General features: G+C 75.7%; 12 protein-coding genes. 11 read left to right on the top strand and 1 reads right to left on the bottom strand.

Translation table 11 applies throughout. The features are described from left to right. Positions 1-13: 13 nt before the first annotated feature. The 5 genes from KKR89_RS05160 (at position 14) to KKR89_RS18510 (ending at position 6,375) form a co-directional block, all read left to right on the top strand. Positions 14-1,102: a heme/hemin ABC transporter substrate-binding protein gene (locus tag KKR89_RS05160; RefSeq protein ID WP_251141024.1), complete on the top strand. Its 1,089-nt coding sequence runs from the start codon at positions 14-16 to the stop codon at positions 1,100-1,102. Then, positions 1,099-2,172: a FecCD family ABC transporter permease gene (locus KKR89_RS05165; protein ID WP_208198163.1), complete on the top strand. Its 1,074-nt coding sequence runs from the start codon at positions 1,099-1,101 to the stop codon at positions 2,170-2,172. The genes KKR89_RS05160 and KKR89_RS05165 overlap by 4 nt, the downstream gene beginning before the upstream one ends. Then, a complete protein-coding gene (locus KKR89_RS05170; RefSeq protein ID WP_208198164.1) occupies positions 2,169-2,996 on the top strand; it encodes a heme ABC transporter ATP-binding protein in 828 nt (275 codons plus the stop codon). The genes KKR89_RS05165 and KKR89_RS05170 overlap by 4 nt, the downstream gene beginning before the upstream one ends. Beyond that, the gene (locus tag KKR89_RS05175) at positions 2,993-3,784 is read left to right on the top strand and encodes a hypothetical protein (protein ID WP_208198165.1); all 792 of its coding nucleotides are present in this window, start codon (positions 2,993-2,995) and stop codon (positions 3,782-3,784) included. The genes KKR89_RS05170 and KKR89_RS05175 overlap by 4 nt, the downstream gene beginning before the upstream one ends. A gap of 80 nt (positions 3,785-3,864) precedes the next feature. Further along, complete coding sequence (locus tag KKR89_RS18510; protein WP_214765676.1) at positions 3,865-6,375, top strand: HtaA domain-containing protein; 2,511 nt, start codon at positions 3,865-3,867, stop codon at positions 6,373-6,375. Between the two features lie 113 nt (positions 6,376-6,488). Here the strand turns inward: KKR89_RS18510 and KKR89_RS05185 are convergent, their stop codons facing one another. Then, entirely contained in the window at positions 6,489-7,163 is a 675-nt protein-coding gene (locus KKR89_RS05185; protein WP_208288004.1) for a biliverdin-producing heme oxygenase, read from the bottom strand. Positions 7,164-7,421: 258 nt separating this feature from the next. Here KKR89_RS05185 and KKR89_RS05190 point away from each other — a divergent pair, with 258 nt between their 5' ends. The 6 genes from KKR89_RS05190 (at position 7,422) to rpmE (ending at position 14,165) form a co-directional block, all read left to right on the top strand. Then, positions 7,422-8,735 (top strand): homoserine dehydrogenase, encoded by a 1,314-nt coding sequence (locus tag KKR89_RS05190; RefSeq protein ID WP_208288005.1) that lies wholly within the window; start codon positions 7,422-7,424, stop codon positions 8,733-8,735. Between the two features lie 36 nt (positions 8,736-8,771). After that, positions 8,772-9,863, top strand: a complete 1,092-nt coding sequence (gene thrC, locus KKR89_RS05195; protein WP_208288006.1) for a threonine synthase — start codon at positions 8,772-8,774, stop codon at positions 9,861-9,863. A 6-nt stretch (positions 9,864-9,869) separates the two neighbouring features. Beyond that, positions 9,870-10,856 carry a homoserine kinase gene (thrB, locus tag KKR89_RS05200; RefSeq protein WP_208288007.1) on the top strand — a complete coding sequence of 329 codons (987 nt, stop codon included), beginning with the start codon at positions 9,870-9,872 and terminating at the stop codon, positions 10,854-10,856. A 346-nt stretch (positions 10,857-11,202) separates the two neighbouring features. Next, on the top strand, positions 11,203-13,284 hold the full coding sequence (rho, locus tag KKR89_RS05205) for a transcription termination factor Rho (RefSeq protein ID WP_214765679.1): 2,082 nt from the start codon (positions 11,203-11,205) through the stop codon (positions 13,282-13,284). Positions 13,285-13,378: 94 nt separating this feature from the next. Further along, positions 13,379-13,828: a type II toxin-antitoxin system PemK/MazF family toxin gene (locus tag KKR89_RS05210; RefSeq protein WP_214765682.1), complete on the top strand. Its 450-nt coding sequence runs from the start codon at positions 13,379-13,381 to the stop codon at positions 13,826-13,828. 121 nt (positions 13,829-13,949) lie between these two features. Then, positions 13,950-14,165, top strand: a complete 216-nt coding sequence (rpmE, locus tag KKR89_RS05215; protein WP_191784206.1) for a 50S ribosomal protein L31 — start codon at positions 13,950-13,952, stop codon at positions 14,163-14,165. Positions 14,166-14,310 lie beyond the last annotated feature (145 nt).

Raw genomic sequence — 14,310 nt, forward strand, 5'->3', positions numbered from 1 at the left:
GGCGGTGAACGCCGTGCGCGCGCGTGCGACCCTGCTCGCGACCATGGCGACGCTGCTCGTCGTGCTGACGACGGCCTGCTCCGGCCCCGGGGACGCCGTCGCCGTCGAGGCGGACGGCGGCCGACACCTCGCCGACGTCACGCCGGTCGACGACCCGAGGGCCGCGACCGGGCCCGCCACCGCGGTCGTGGCCGACGCCTCCGTCCGGCCCGTCACCGACGACCCCGACCCGCAGCTGCCCGTGACCGTGACCGACGCGCAGGGCACCGAGGTCACCGTCGACGACGTCTCGCGCGTCCTCGCGCTCGACGTCTACGGCACCCTCGCCCGCACCGTCTTCGAGCTCGGGCTCGGCGACCGCGTCGTCGGTCGCGACGTGTCGTCCGGCTTCGCGGAAATCGCCGACCGCCCGCTCGTCACGGCGGGCGGCCACGACCTGTCGGCCGAGGCGATCCTCGACCTCGCGCCGACCGTGATCGTCACCGACACCACGCTCGGCCCGTGGGACGTCGTGCTGCAGGTGCGCGAGGCCGGGATCCCGGTGGTCGTCGTCGACTCGCACCGCGACGTGAACGGGGCGCCCGACCTCGTGCGGCAGGTCGCCGCCGGGCTCGGCGTGAGCGACGCGGGCGAGCAGCTCGCGCAGCGCACACAGGCCGAGGTCGAGGCGAAGGTCGCGCAGATCGCGCAGGTCGCGCCCGCCGACCCGGCCGACCGGCTGCGGATCGTCTTCCTCTACGTGCGCGGCCAGGCGGGGATCTACTACATGTTCGGCGAGGGGTCGGGCTCCGGTGCGCTCATCGAGGCGCTCGGTGGCGTCGACGTCGCGCACGAGATCGGCTGGCGCGGCATGCGCCCCGTCAACGACGAGGGGCTGGTCGCGGCGTCGCCCGACGTCATCCTCATGATGACGGACGGCCTGACCTCCGTCGGTGGCGTCGACGGCCTGCTCGACCGCCTGCCCGCGATCGCCAGCACGCCCGCGGGCGAGCGCCGGCGGATCGTCGACATGGAGGGTTCGCAGGTCCTCAGCTTCGGTCCGACCACGGCCGACGTGCTCGACGCCCTCGCGGTCGCGCTGTACGCGCCGGGGCAGCCGTGAGCGCTCCCGCCGTCGTCGCGGCGCCGCAGCGGGGGACGGCCTGGCGCCGCAGCGCGCTGTTCGTCGGGCTCGCCGTGGCGCTCGTGGCTCTCGCGGTCGTCGCCGCGGGGACGGGCCAGCTGCGCGTGCCGCCGGCCGAGGTGCTCGGCTCGGTGCTGCACCGCCTCGGCCTGGACGTCGGGCCCCTGCCCGCCCACCAGCACGGCGAGCAGGCGCTGTGGACGATCCGCTTCCCGCGCGTCGTCATGGCGATGCTGGTGGGCGCGGCGCTGGCCACCGGCGGTGCCGTGCTGCAGGGCGTCTTCGGCAACCCGCTCGCCGACCCGGGCATCGTCGGGGTGTCCTCCGGTGCCGCCGTCGGCGCGTGCCTCGTCATCGTCACCGGCTGGACGTTCGCCGGGCCGTGGACGATCGCGCTGCTCGCGTTCGTCGGCGGGCTGGCGGCCACGCTGCTGGTGTACCTGACCGCGCGCGGCGGAGGCCGCACCGAGGTCGTGACGCTCGTGCTCACGGGTGTCGCCGTCAACGCCGTCGGCGGTGCAGCGGTCGCGTTCCTGACCTTCCTGGGTGACACGCAGGCGCGCGAGCAGATCGTCTTCTGGCAGCTCGGGAGCCTCAACGGCACGCGCTGGGTGTACGTCGCCGTCGTCGCGCCCCTCGTCCTCGTCGGGCTGGTGGTCGCCGTCCTCATGAGCCACCGCCTCGACCTGCTCGCGCTGGGCGAGCGGCCGGCGCGTCACCTCGGCGTCGACGTCGAGCGGCTGCGCATCGGGGCCGTGGTCGTGGTCGCGGTCCTCACGGCCGCCGCGGTGGCGTTCTGCGGCGTCATCGGGTTCGTCGGGCTCGTCGTCCCGCACCTCGTCCGCATGCTGGTGGGGCCGTCGCACGCCGTGCTCGTGCCGGCCTCGGCCCTCGGGGGAGCGGTGCTGCTCGTCGGCGCGGACCTCGTGGCGCGCACCGCCGTCCCCTACGCCGACCTGCCCATCGGAATGCTGACGGCGCTCGTCGGCGGGCCGTTCTTCTTCTGGCTGATCCGCCGGACCCGCCGCTCGGCCGGGGGGTGGGCATGAGCGTCCTGCGCGCCGAGGGCGCCCGCGTCGCGTACGGCGCCCACACGGTGCTCGACGGCGTCGACCTCGAGGTCGACGCCGGTGAGGTCGTCGCGCTCGTCGGGCCGAACGGGGCCGGCAAGTCGACGCTCCTGTCGGTGCTCGGCGGCGACCCGCGTCCCGACGCGGGGCGCGTCCTGCTCGACGGCGTCGAGCTGCAGGCGCAGGACCTGCGGCGGCTGGCCCGGCGGCGGGCGGTCATGCTGCAGGAGATGCGGCTGTCCTTCCCGTTCCGGGTCGAGGAGGTCGTGCACATGGGTCGGCACCCGTGGCGCGGCACGCCGCAGGAGGACGGTGACGACGCCGTGGTCGCGGCGGCCATGTCGGACGCGGACGTCGTCCACCTGGCGGCCCGCACGTTCCCCACGCTGTCCGGCGGCGAGAAGGCACGCACGTCGTTCGCCCGCACCCTCGCCCAGCAGGCGCCCGTGCTGCTGCTCGATGAGCCCACGGCCGCGCTGGACGTCCGTCACCAGGAGGCGCTGCTCGCGCGCGTGCGGCAGGCCGCGCGGGAGGGCGCCGCCGTCGTCGTCGTGCTGCACGACCTCACGCTCGCCGCGGCGTGGGCCGACCGCGTCGTCGTGCTCGCCGACGGGCGCGTCCGGGCGGACGGCGCCCCGGCCGACGTCCTGACGTCGGACCTCCTCTCGGCGGTCTACCAGCACCCGGTCGACGTGTGGCACCGGCCGTCGGGTGTGCCCGGCGCGCCCGGCGAGATCGTCGTCCTGCCCGTGCGCTCGCCCCGCGACGCCGCGCCCCCCGCCCTCAGCCAGGAGACCCCATGACCCCCGTCCTGCGTCGGCCGGCCCTGGCCGCCGCCGTCCTCGCGTCCGCCGCTCTCGTCGCGACGGTCCCGCCCGCGGCGGCCGCGCCCTCGACGGCGTCCGTGACCGTCGACCGCGTCGACGGCCTGCCGGTGGGCGAGCCCACGACCCTGCAGGTCACCGGATCCGGCTTCCAGGTCGTGACCGGCGGCTTCGGCGGCCTGTACGTGCTGTTCGGGTGGGTCGACGACCCCGCGGGTGGCACGTGGCGGCCCAGCCAGGGCGGTGCGACGGGCACCGACCTGCGCTACGCCGTGGACGAGGCGGCACGCGACAACGCGGGCTACCAGGTCTTCGTCGCGTTCCCCGGGTCGCAGACGGCGGTCGAGGCGAACGGCGGCACCCTCGGCGAGGACGGGTCGTTCAGCGCCACCGTCACCGTGCCGGGTGCCCGGTTCGCGGCACCGGACGCCGCGGGCGGCACGAGCGAGATCGACTGCCTGCAGGTCACGTGCGGCGTCCTGACGATCGGCGCGCACGGCGTCGAGAACGCCACCAACGAGACGTTCACCCCCGTGACCTTCGCGACCGACGACGCGCCCGCGACCCCGCCGGCGGAGCCGTCCGCGACCGAGCCGGCCGAGCCCGCGCCGAGCCCGACCGCCGAACCGACGGTCGCCGCCGCGGTGGACGACGCGGACGCGGACGGCTCCGCCCTGCCGCCGGCACTCGCCGCCGGTGCCGCGGTGCTCGCCGCGGCCGCCGGTGCTGTCTGGTGGCGTGCGCGACGTCGCGGCTCCGCCGCGTGACCCCCCTGACCTCCCTGACGCCGGCCGGGCCACGCGCCGCCGGCACCCGCTCGCACGTCCGCCCCCGAGAGAGGAACACGATGTATCCACGAAGGACGGTCCGCGCCGCGCGCGCGGTCACCGGGGCGCTCACCGCGCTCGTCCTGGGCGCCGGAGGCCTCGCAGCCGCCGCGCCCGCGTCGGCCGCGCCTGCGCCTGCGGTGCAGGTGTCGCGCACGGAGCTGCCGGTCGAGGGCGTGACGACGGTGACGGTCGAGGGCACGGGCTTCCTGCCGTCGCTGGCGACCGGTGCGCGTCCGCCGCTGGCGGGTAGTGCGGCCGGTGCGTACGTGGTGTTCGGTGCGTTCCCCGAGGTGTGGCAGCCGTCGGTCGGTGTGTCGTCGCTCGCGCGGAAGGCCGCGGCGACGAGCTGGGCGGTCCCGGCGGACTCGATGGCCACGATCGGTGGTCCGGCCGCGGGTGCGATCGAGCTGCGGGAGGACGGGTCGTTCACCGCGACGCTGCAGGTCGACAAGGCCGAGCTGGACGCGAAGCAGCCGGCGGCCGGTGCGCGGTACGGGATCTACACGTACGCGGGTTCGGGTGCTGCGGTGGCGGCGTACGAGACGTTCACGCCGCTGACGTTCGTCGAGCCGGCCCCCGAGCCGTCGCCGACCCCGGAGCCGACGCCGACCCCGGAGCCCACGCCGACGCCCGAGCCGACCCCGGCCCCGGCCCCGGCGCCTGCGGTGCAGGTGTCGCGCACGGAGCTGCCGGTCGAGGGCGTGACGACGGTGACGGTCGAGGGCACGGGCTTCCTGCCGTCGCTGGCGACCGGTGCGCGTCCGCCGCTGGCGGGTGGTGCGGCCGGTGCGTACGTGGTGTTCGGTGCGTTCCCCGAGGTGTGGCAGCCGTCGGTCGGTGTGTCGTCGCTCGCGCGGAAGGCCGCGGCGACGAGCTGGGCGGTCCCGGCGGACTCGATGGCCACGATCGGTGGTCCGGCCGCGGGTGCGATCGAGCTGCGGGAGGACGGGTCGTTCACCGCGACGCTGCAGGTCGACAAGGCCGAGCTGGACGCGAAGCAGCCGGCGGCCGGTGCGCGGTACGGGATCTACACGTACGCGGGTTCGGGGGCTGCGGTGGCGGCGTACGAGACGTTCACGCCGCTGACGTTCGTCGAGCCGGCCCCCGAGCCGACGCCGACCCCGGAGCCCACGCCGACGCCGACCCCCACCCCGGAGCAGCCGGTGGGACCGGCCGTGACGGTCGACCGCATCCTGCGGACCGACGGCTCGCTCGACCTGACCGTGCGTGGCACGGGCTTCGGCGCGGGCGTCGCGGCGAACGGCCTGTACGTCGCGGTCGGCCCCCGGCTGGGTGACGCGTGGTACCTCGACGCCTCGACGTTCCAGGCCGCGACGTGGGTGAACCCGCGCGTGACGACCGCCGTGGGTGACATGGCACCGCTCGCCGCGGACGGCACCTTCACGGTCCGGTTCACCGGCGTGCGCCCGACCTACGTCAGCAACGGCGTCACGTACGACCACGCCGGTACGCCGTTCCACGTCGTGACGATGGCGGCGCACGGCTCGAGCGACCGGTCGCTGGACACGAGCACGCCGCTGTCGTTCGACGGCGTGCCGCAGCTGCCCGCCACGCCGCCGGCGTCCGCACCGGCTCCGGCTGCGCCCGCGCCGCTGGTCGTGGAGGGGCTGACGTCCGGTGCGGTCGTCGCGGGCGGAGAGCTGAGCCTCACGGCCGGCGGCTTCCGCCCGGGCGAGACCGGCATCCGGCTGGAGCTGCACTCCCCGCCCGTCGTGCTCGCGCGCGGGCTGACCGCCGACGCCGCCGGCGTCGTGACCGTGCAGTTCACCGTTCCTGCGTCGACCCCCGCCGGGCGGCACACGCTCGTGCTCGTCGGCGCGGACCAGACGCTGCGGCAGTCGATCACGGTCACGGCCGCGCAGCCCAGGTGCGTCGCGCGCTCGGTCAGCGGTGCCACCCTGACGTGGGGCGTGCGGGACAGCTTCCGCACGTACGTCGCCGGCCCGGTGGCGCGCGGCTCCATCACGCCCTCCGGCGTGTCCGGCACGGGTCCGTGGACGTGGTCCGGGGGCACCGGCCGCTTCAACCCCGACGGCCCGGCGGGCGCTGCCGCGTGGTCCGGACGCGTCGCGTTCTCGGGTCACGACGGCGCCCTGGCGCTGACGATCGCCGACCCGCGGGTGCAGGTCACCAGTGCCACGTCGGCCGTGCTCACCGCCACCGTCACGAGCGCCGACGGCACGTCGCGCGTGACCCTCGCGACGCTCGCGCTGTCCGCGGGGCAGCGGACCGTGGGCGACGGCCGGGTCGCGTACAGCGGCGTCCCGGCGACGCTCACGGCCGCCGGTGCGACGGGCTTCGCGGGCTTCTACACGGCCGGCGAGGCGCTCGACCCGGTGTCGTTCACGCTGCCGCTCGGCGGGCAGGTGGAGTGCGACGCGAGCACGGGCCTCGCGACGACCGGTTCCGACGCGCTGTCGGGCGTCGGTGCGTCGGTGGCGTTCGTGCTGCTCGGGGCTCTCATGGTCGGCGTCGCGCGCCGGCGCCGGGGGACCACGACCGCCTGACGTCAGGACGACGGACGGGGGTGGCACCGCTCGGTGCCGCCCCCGTCCGTCGTTCCCCGCGGACGCGAGGACCCCGGCGCGTCGAGCGCGCCGGGGTCCTGCGGGCGTGGGGCTCAGGCGACGTGCACGGCCGCGAGGTCGGCGAACAGCGCGCGGTTGAGCCGGAAGGCGACGCGCGCCTCCTCGACCACCTCGTCGCGCTGCGCGGGCGTGAGGGCGAGCCCGTCGAGCCGCTCGCGGTAGACGTCCTTGAACGGCTTGAGCTTGTGGATCTGCGGGAAGTCGTAGAAGGACACGCCGGCACCGCGCAGCCCGTGGTGGCGCTCGATCATCCGCTTGAGGATCTGCCCGCCGGACAGGTCGCCGAGGTAGCGGGTGTAGGCGTGCGCGGCGTACCGCGGCAGGTCGTCGCCGACGGCCTCGAGGCGCGCGACGTAGTCGGTCGTCGCGGGCAGCGGGCGCACCTGCGTGCGCCAGTCGTCGCCGAGCAGGTGGGCGAGGTCCGCCTCGATGGCCGGGACGCGCACGAGCTCGGGGAACACCAGGCCGGCGTCGGAGCCCGCGGCGACGAGCCGGTCGCCGGCCGCCTCGAGTGCGCTGTACACGGCGTGCTGCTGAGCCGCGAGGTCGATGTAGCCCGCGAGCGGCAGGGTGCCGCCGACCAGGTGCTCGACGAACGCGGACCGCTCGGCGGCCTCGTGGTCCTCGCGCGTCCCGGCGCGCAGCGCGCCCGAGAGCGTCGCGTCGGGAGCGGGCTCGAGGACCTGGTCGGGGGTCGTGGCGGTCATGTGGGGGGCTCCCGGGGGTGCGGCGCGCGGCGGCGACGTGTGTTGCTGACAATCCGTCAGGACGCCACCGTAGGCCAGGTGAGCCTCGCCTAACAAGACCGCTCGTCCAGAAGGTCCGCGCCCGTAGCCCGGACGGCCGCGACGCCCGGCTGCCCGTCCGCCCTATCCTGGGCGGCGACCCAGGCGCCGCCCGCGGCACCCGGCCCGACGACCCACCCCCGGCGGCACCGTCGACCGCCCTGCTCGGAAGGCACCTGCGTGGCCCTCAGCCCCGGCACCCACCCGCCCCTGCGCGTCGCCGTCCTCGGCTGCGGCGTCGTCGGCACGGAGGTCGTGCGCCGGCTGGTGACGGAGGGCGACGAGCTCGCCGCGCGCGCCGGGGCCCGCCTCGAGCTGGTCGGCGTGGCCGTCCGCTCGCTCGATGTCGAGCGCGACCCGGTCGTGGACCGCGCCCTGCTCACGACCGACGCCGAGTCGCTGGTCGAGAAAGCCGACGTCGTCGTCGAGCTCATGGGCGGCATCGAGCCCGCGCGCACGCTCGTGCTGCGCGCCGTCGAGCACGGCGCGTCCGTCGTCACCGCCAACAAGGCGCTCCTCGCCCAGGACGGCCCGGCGCTGTACGACGCGGCCGACGCCGCCGGCGTCGACCTGTACTTCGAGGCCGCCGTCGCGGGCGCCATCCCCATCGTGCGTCCGGTGCGCGAGTCGCTGGCCGGTGACACCGTCCTGCGCGTCCTCGGCATCGTCAACGGCACCACCAACTACGTGCTCGACTCGATGACGACCGAGGGCCTCGGGCTCGAGGAGGCCGTCACGGAGGCCCAGGCCCTGGGCTACGCCGAGGCGGACCCGACCGCCGACGTCGAGGGCTACGACGCCGCGGCCAAGGCCGCGATCCTCGCGTCGCTCGCGTTCCACACGCGCGTCGCGCTGGCGGACGTCGACCGCGTCGGCATCACGGCGCTCACGGCCGACGACGTCACGTGGGCCGGGCGGACGGGCCACGTGCTCAAGCTGCTCGCGGTCGCGGAGCGCGCGCGCACCGCCGAGGGCCGCGACGGCGTGCTCGTGCGCGTGCAGCCCACGCTGGTGCCGTCCGACCACCCGCTCGCCGGCGTGCGCCAGGCGTTCAACGCCGTCTTCGTCGAGGCCGAGGCCGCTGGCGAGCTCATGTTCTACGGCCGCGGCGCCGGCGGCGCCCCCACGGCGTCGGCGGTCCTCGGCGACCTCGTCTCCGTGGTCCGGCACCGCGTGCTCGGCGGCAAGGGCCCGGTGGAGTCGTCGCACGCGGACCTGCCGGTGCTCGACGGCGGCGAGGCCCGCTCGCGCTACCAGGTCCGCCTCGAGGTCGACGACCGCCCGGGCGTGCTCGCGCGCGTCGCGGCCGAGCTCGCCGCGCAGGACGTGTCGATCGAGGCGGTGCGCCAGGTGCTGCAGGCGGGGGACGACCCCGCCGCGACCCTCGTCATCACCACGCACACGGCCCCGGAGCGTGCGCTGCGCGCGACCGTCGACGCGGTCTCCGCGCTCGACGTCGTGCGACGCGTCGTGTCCGTGCTGCCGGTGCTCTGAAAGCCCCACCCCCACCCGAGCGAGGAACTCCACCCCATGGCCCACCAGTGGCGCGGCGTCATCGCCGAGTACGCCGACCGTCTGCCCGCCCACGTCCAGGAGCGCGTCGTCACGCTGGGGGAGGGCGGCACGCCGCTCGTCCACGCCCCCGCGCTCTCGCAGCTCACGGGCGCCGACGTGCACGTCAAGGTCGAGGGCATGAACCCGACGGCCTCGTTCAAGGACCGCGGCATGACGACGGCCATCTCGGCCGCCGCGGCGCGCGGCGCGCAGGCCGTGGTGTGCGCGTCGACGGGCAACACGTCCGCGTCGGCCGCCGCCTACGCGACGCGCGCGGGCATGGTCTGCGCGGTGCTCGTGCCCGACGGCAAGATCGCGATGGGCAAGCTCAGCCAGGCGATCGCCCACGGTGCGCGCCTGCTGCAGGTCGACGGCAACTTCGACGACTGCCTCATCGCGGCACGCAAGCTCGCGGAGGCGTACCCCGTCGAGCTGGTCAACTCGGTGAACCCCGACCGCATCGAGGGCCAGAAGACCGCCGCGTTCGAGATCGTCGACGCGCTGGGCGACGCCCCGGACATCCACTGCCTGCCCGTGGGCAACGCGGGCAACATCACCGCGTACTGGCGCGGCTACCGCGAGTACGCGGGCCTCGACGCGGGCGCGGGCCTGGCGGCGGTCGCCACGCGCACCCCCGCGATGTGGGGCTTTCAGGCGGCCGGCGCCGCGCCCCTCGTCCTGGGGCACCCGGTCGACGCCCCCGAGACCATCGCGACCGCGATCCGCATCGGCAACCCCGCGTCCTGGCAGCAGGCCGAGGAGGCGCGCGACGTGTCGGGCGGCGTGATCGAGTCCGTGACCGACGAGCAGATCCTCGCGGCCCACCGGGTGCTGTCGGCCGAGGTCGGGGTCTTCGTCGAGCCCGCGTCGGCGGCGGGTGTCGCGGGTCTGCTGGCGCGTGCCGAGCGGGGCCTGGTTCCGGCGGGCGCGCGCATCGTCGTCACCGTCACGGGTCACGGCCTGAAGGACCCGCAGTGGGCGCTGCGCACGGCGGACGGCAGCGAGGTGCAGCCGCAGCGGCTCTCGACCGACGTCGTCTCCATCGCCGACGCGCTCGGCCTGGGCTGAGCGGCGGTGCGTCTGCGCGCTGCGCACGTGCGGGTCCGCGTCCCCGCCACGTCCGCCAACCTCGGCCCGGGTTTCGACGCGCTCGGCATCGCGCTGGGCCTGCACGACGAGGTCGACGTGCGTGCGCTCGGCACGGACGACGTGCGCGTCGAGGTGCAGGGGGAGGGAGCCGGCACCGTCCCCGACGACGAGAGCCACCTCGTGGTCCGCGCGCTGCGCCTCGCCCTCGACCACGTCGGGGCGCCGCAGACCGGGCTGCACCTGGTGTGCCGCAACCGGGTGCCCCACGGCCGCGGGCTGGGCTCGTCGGCCGCCGCCGTCGTCGCGGGGATCCTGGCCGCCCGGGGCCTGGTCTCCGAGCCGGACGCGCTGGACGACGACGTCGCCCTCGCGCTCGCGACGGGGCTCGAGGGGCACCCCGACAACGCCGCCCCCGCGCTGCTGGGCGGGCTGACCGTCGCGTGGACCGACGATCCGGCCACCGGTCCCGGCGGTGCGGAGGCGGGGTCGGCAGCCGCCGCCGTGCGCGCCGCCCGGCTCGCCGTGCACCCCGACCTCGCGCCCGTCGCGATCGTCCCGCCGGGCCACCTCTCCACGCACGCCGCACGCGGCGTGCTGCCCGCGCAGGTGCCCCACGGCGACGCCGCGTGGCAGGTCGGCCGGGCCGCGCTGCTCGTCGAGGCGCTCGGGCGGCGACCGGACCTGCTCCTGGCCGCCACCGGCGACCGGCTGCACCAGGGCTACCGGCGCCAGGTGATGCCCGCATCGCTCGCCCTGGTCGACGCGCTGCGTGAGCGCGGCGTGGCGGCCGTCGTGTCGGGTGCCGGGCCGACGGTCCTCGCACTCGCACGCCGGCTGCCGGGCGGCACCGACGGCGCGACCGACGCGGATGCCGCGATCGCCGAGGTGTTCGGCGGCGTCATGGCCGGGTGGCGGGTGCTGCCGCTGGCCGTGGACGTCGAGGGCGGCTCGGTCACGGCGATGCTCGACTGAGTCGTCCGTCCACCAGGGGCACACCGGTCCGTGGGGGTGAACCGCCGCGGTCCGCGACGGCGGCGGACGCCGCGGTGCTAGGCTTTGCCCGTTCCCCGGACCTCGTCCTCCGGCCCCCTGTGGATCCGAACGTGATCCGCCGGTGGACCCCACAGTCCCCGGCTCTCGACCACCTCCTGGATCCCGCCGGACGGTCGCGAGTCGACGACGAGGGGAACATCCCGCCCGCGCCAGCAGACGTCGTCGTACGCGACGCGCGTGGCACCACTCCGTCTGGTCACGTGGACCGGGCGCAGGCCCCCTCCCGGGCGGACCGGGCGGGCCCCGCCGAGGGGAAGGATCCTTCGTGACAGACACCATCGACGCCGCCACGGCCACCACGGGCGGCTCAGGTTCCGGCAGCATCTCCGCGATGCGGCTTCCGGAGCTCCAGGCGCTCGCCTCCCAGCTCGGCGTCAAGGGCACGAGCAAGATGCGCAAGGGTGACCTGGTGCAGGCGATCTCCGCCGCGCGCTCCGGCGAGCGGCCGCAGGCCGCCGAGCCCCGCGTGACGACGCGCCGGCCGCGGGTCGTGCTCGACGAGAGCATCGTGGCGACCGCGCCGGCCGAGCAGGCCCCGACGGAGCGCCCGGCGCGCTCCCGGGAGCGCTCGGGTGGCGGCCGCGACGCGCTCGCCGGCCTCGAGGCCGCGCTGGACGCACGCCTCGCGCCGGCCGAGCAGCGCGACGACCGTGCCGTGCGTGCCGCCGACGCGGCCGCGTCCGTGACGGGCGAGCGCCGCTCGCGCCGTGCGGGTCGTGGCGCGGGTGCGCCGCCCGCCCCGGAGGTGGCGCCGCAGCAGGACGAGCAGGAGGAGCGGGCGCAGGGCGCACGCCATCACGGCGAGCGCCAGCAGGGTGAGCGCCAGCAGAGTGAGCGCCAGCAGGGTGAGCGTCCGCAGGGTGAGCGTCCGCAGGGTGAGCGCCAGGCCGGTGACCGCCAGCAGGGCGACCGCCAGGCCGGCGAGCGCCAGCAGGGCGAGCCCCAGCAGGGCGAGCGTCGCGCGGCCGGCCAGAACGGCGCCCCGGCCCCGCAGGCGGGCCAGGCGGCCAACGACCGGCTGGACGACGACGAGCGCGGCGGTCGCCGCCGCCGCTCGCGGGATCGCTTCCGCGACCGTGACCGTGACCGCAAGCGCGGCCGCACGCGCACGGGGCAGGGCGACCTGGCGGGCCTCGACGAGGTCGAGGTGACCGAGGACGACGTGCTGCTGCCCGTGGCCGGCATCCTCGACGTGCTGGACTCGTACGCCTTCGTGCGCACCACGGGCTACCTGCCGGGGCCGAACGACGTGTACGTCTCGCTCAACCAGGTCAAGAAGAACGGCCTGCGCCGCGGCGACGCGATCACCGGTGCCGTGCGCCAGCCCCGCGAGGGCGAGCAGACTCCCGCGGCGGGCAACCGCCCCAACAAGTTCAACGCGCTGGTCCGGCTCGACAGCGTCAACGGCACGCACCCCGACGAAGCGCGCGAGCGTCCCGAGTTCACCAAGCTGACGCCGCTGTACCCGCAGGAGCGGCTGCGCCTGGAGACCGAGCCGGGTCGTCTGACGCCGCGCGTCATCGACATCGTCGCGCCCATCGGCAAGGGCCAGCGCGGCCTCATCGTCGCGCCGCCCAAGGCGGGCAAGACGATCATCATGCAGCAGATCGCCAACGCGATCACGACGAACAACCCCGAGGTCCACCTCATGGTCGTGCTCGTCGACGAGCGCCCCGAAGAGGTCACGGACATGGAGCGGACCGTGAAGGGCGAGGTCATCGCCTCGACCTTCGACCGTCCCGCGTCCGACCACACGATCGTGGCGGAGCTCGCGATCGAGCGGGCCAAGCGCCTGGTCGAGCTCGGTCAGGACGTCGTCGTGCTGCTGGACTCGCTGACGCGCCTGTCGCGCGCCTACAACCTCGCGGCCCCCGCCTCGGGCCGCATCCTGTCCGGCGGGGTCGACGCCTCCGCGCTCTACCCGCCCAAGCGGTTCTTCGGCGCGGCGCGCAACATCGAGAACGGCGGCTCGCTGACGATCCTCGCCTCGGCCCTGGTCGAGACGGGCTCGAAGATGGACGAGGTCATCTTCGAGGAGTTCAAGGGCACCGGGAACATGGAGCTGCGGCTGTCGCGCTCGCTCGCCGACAAGCGCATCTTCCCGGCGGTGGACGTCAACGCGTCCGGCACCCGCCGCGAGGAGGTCCTCATGAGCAACGACGAGCTGAAGATCGTCTACAAGCTGCGTCGCGTCCTCGGTGGGCTCGACCAGCAGCAGGCGATCGAGCTGCTGCTGGGCAAGCTCCGTGAGACCAAGTCGAACGTCGAGTTCCTGCTGCAGGTGCAGAAGACGACGCCGGGCCACAACGGCCCCGCCCTCGAGGAGGGTGTCGGCAAGGTCGTCTGACCTCCCGCGCCGGCGCGCGACGGCCCCGCACCCCACCGGGTGCGGGGCCGTCGGCTTCCCGCCGACGGGCCCCGACCGGGGTTAGCCTCCCCGTGTGCCGCTCGCCCCGCAGGACCTCGCCGACGCGCTCGCCCGGCCCGAGGTGCTCGGGCTCGTCGCGCTCCTGCTGCTCGTCGCCCTCGTCGCACGGCGCCGACGCCGGGTCGCGGCCCCGCGCACGCGAGCCGGTCGGCCACGCGTCGGTGACGTCTGGTTCGCCGACGTCCCGTTCGACGACGGCCCGGGCAGCAAGGACCGTCCCGTCCTCGTGCTGCGCGTCGACGGCCGGACGTGGGAGGTCGCCCGGTTCACGTCGCAGGACCGCAGCGCACGGCGTGACCACGTCCGGCTGCCGCCCGGGTTCCCGGGCCTGACCCGTGCCAGCTGGATCGACCTGCGGCCACGCACGTTGCCGCTGTCGGCCGCGCGGCGTCGCACCGGGCACGCGGGCGAGGCGCTCGTGGCCTGGTACCGGGACGCGTCCGACGACCGCGGGCCGTCCTGACGCTCCCGCGCGGGAAGTTTTCGCGGCCGCCCGCCGTTCTGGCACAATGGTCCGTCGGTCTGCGGTTCACCGGCGCGGTACGCGCGTCCGGACCCGGAGACGAAACCCAAGGAGAACTCCCGTGAAGTCTGGTATCCACCCGGAGTACGTCCTCACCGAGGTCACGTGCACCTGCGGCAGCACGTTCGTCACGCGCTCGACGGTGACGAGCGGCAAGATCCACGCCGACGTCTGCAGCGCCTGCCACCCGTTCTACACGGGCAAGCAGAAGATCCTCGACACCGGTGGCCGCGTCGCGCGGTTCGAGGCCCGCTACGGCAAGAAGACGGCGAACTAGCTCCTCCGCAGCGCCGGTGCACCGGCGGACGACGGCCCTCCATGGTCGTGTCCGCCCGCGCACCGGCGCTGTCGCTGTGTGCGGCCGTCGGTCGCACGGGTCGTCGACCAGTGGGAGGACAGGACGTGGAGCAGCTCGACGCCGT

Origin of the sequence: Cellulomonas dongxiuzhuiae (genome assembly GCF_018623035.1) — a bacterium.
GTDB classification, from domain to species: Bacteria; Actinomycetota; Actinomycetes; order Actinomycetales; family Cellulomonadaceae; genus Cellulomonas; species Cellulomonas dongxiuzhuiae.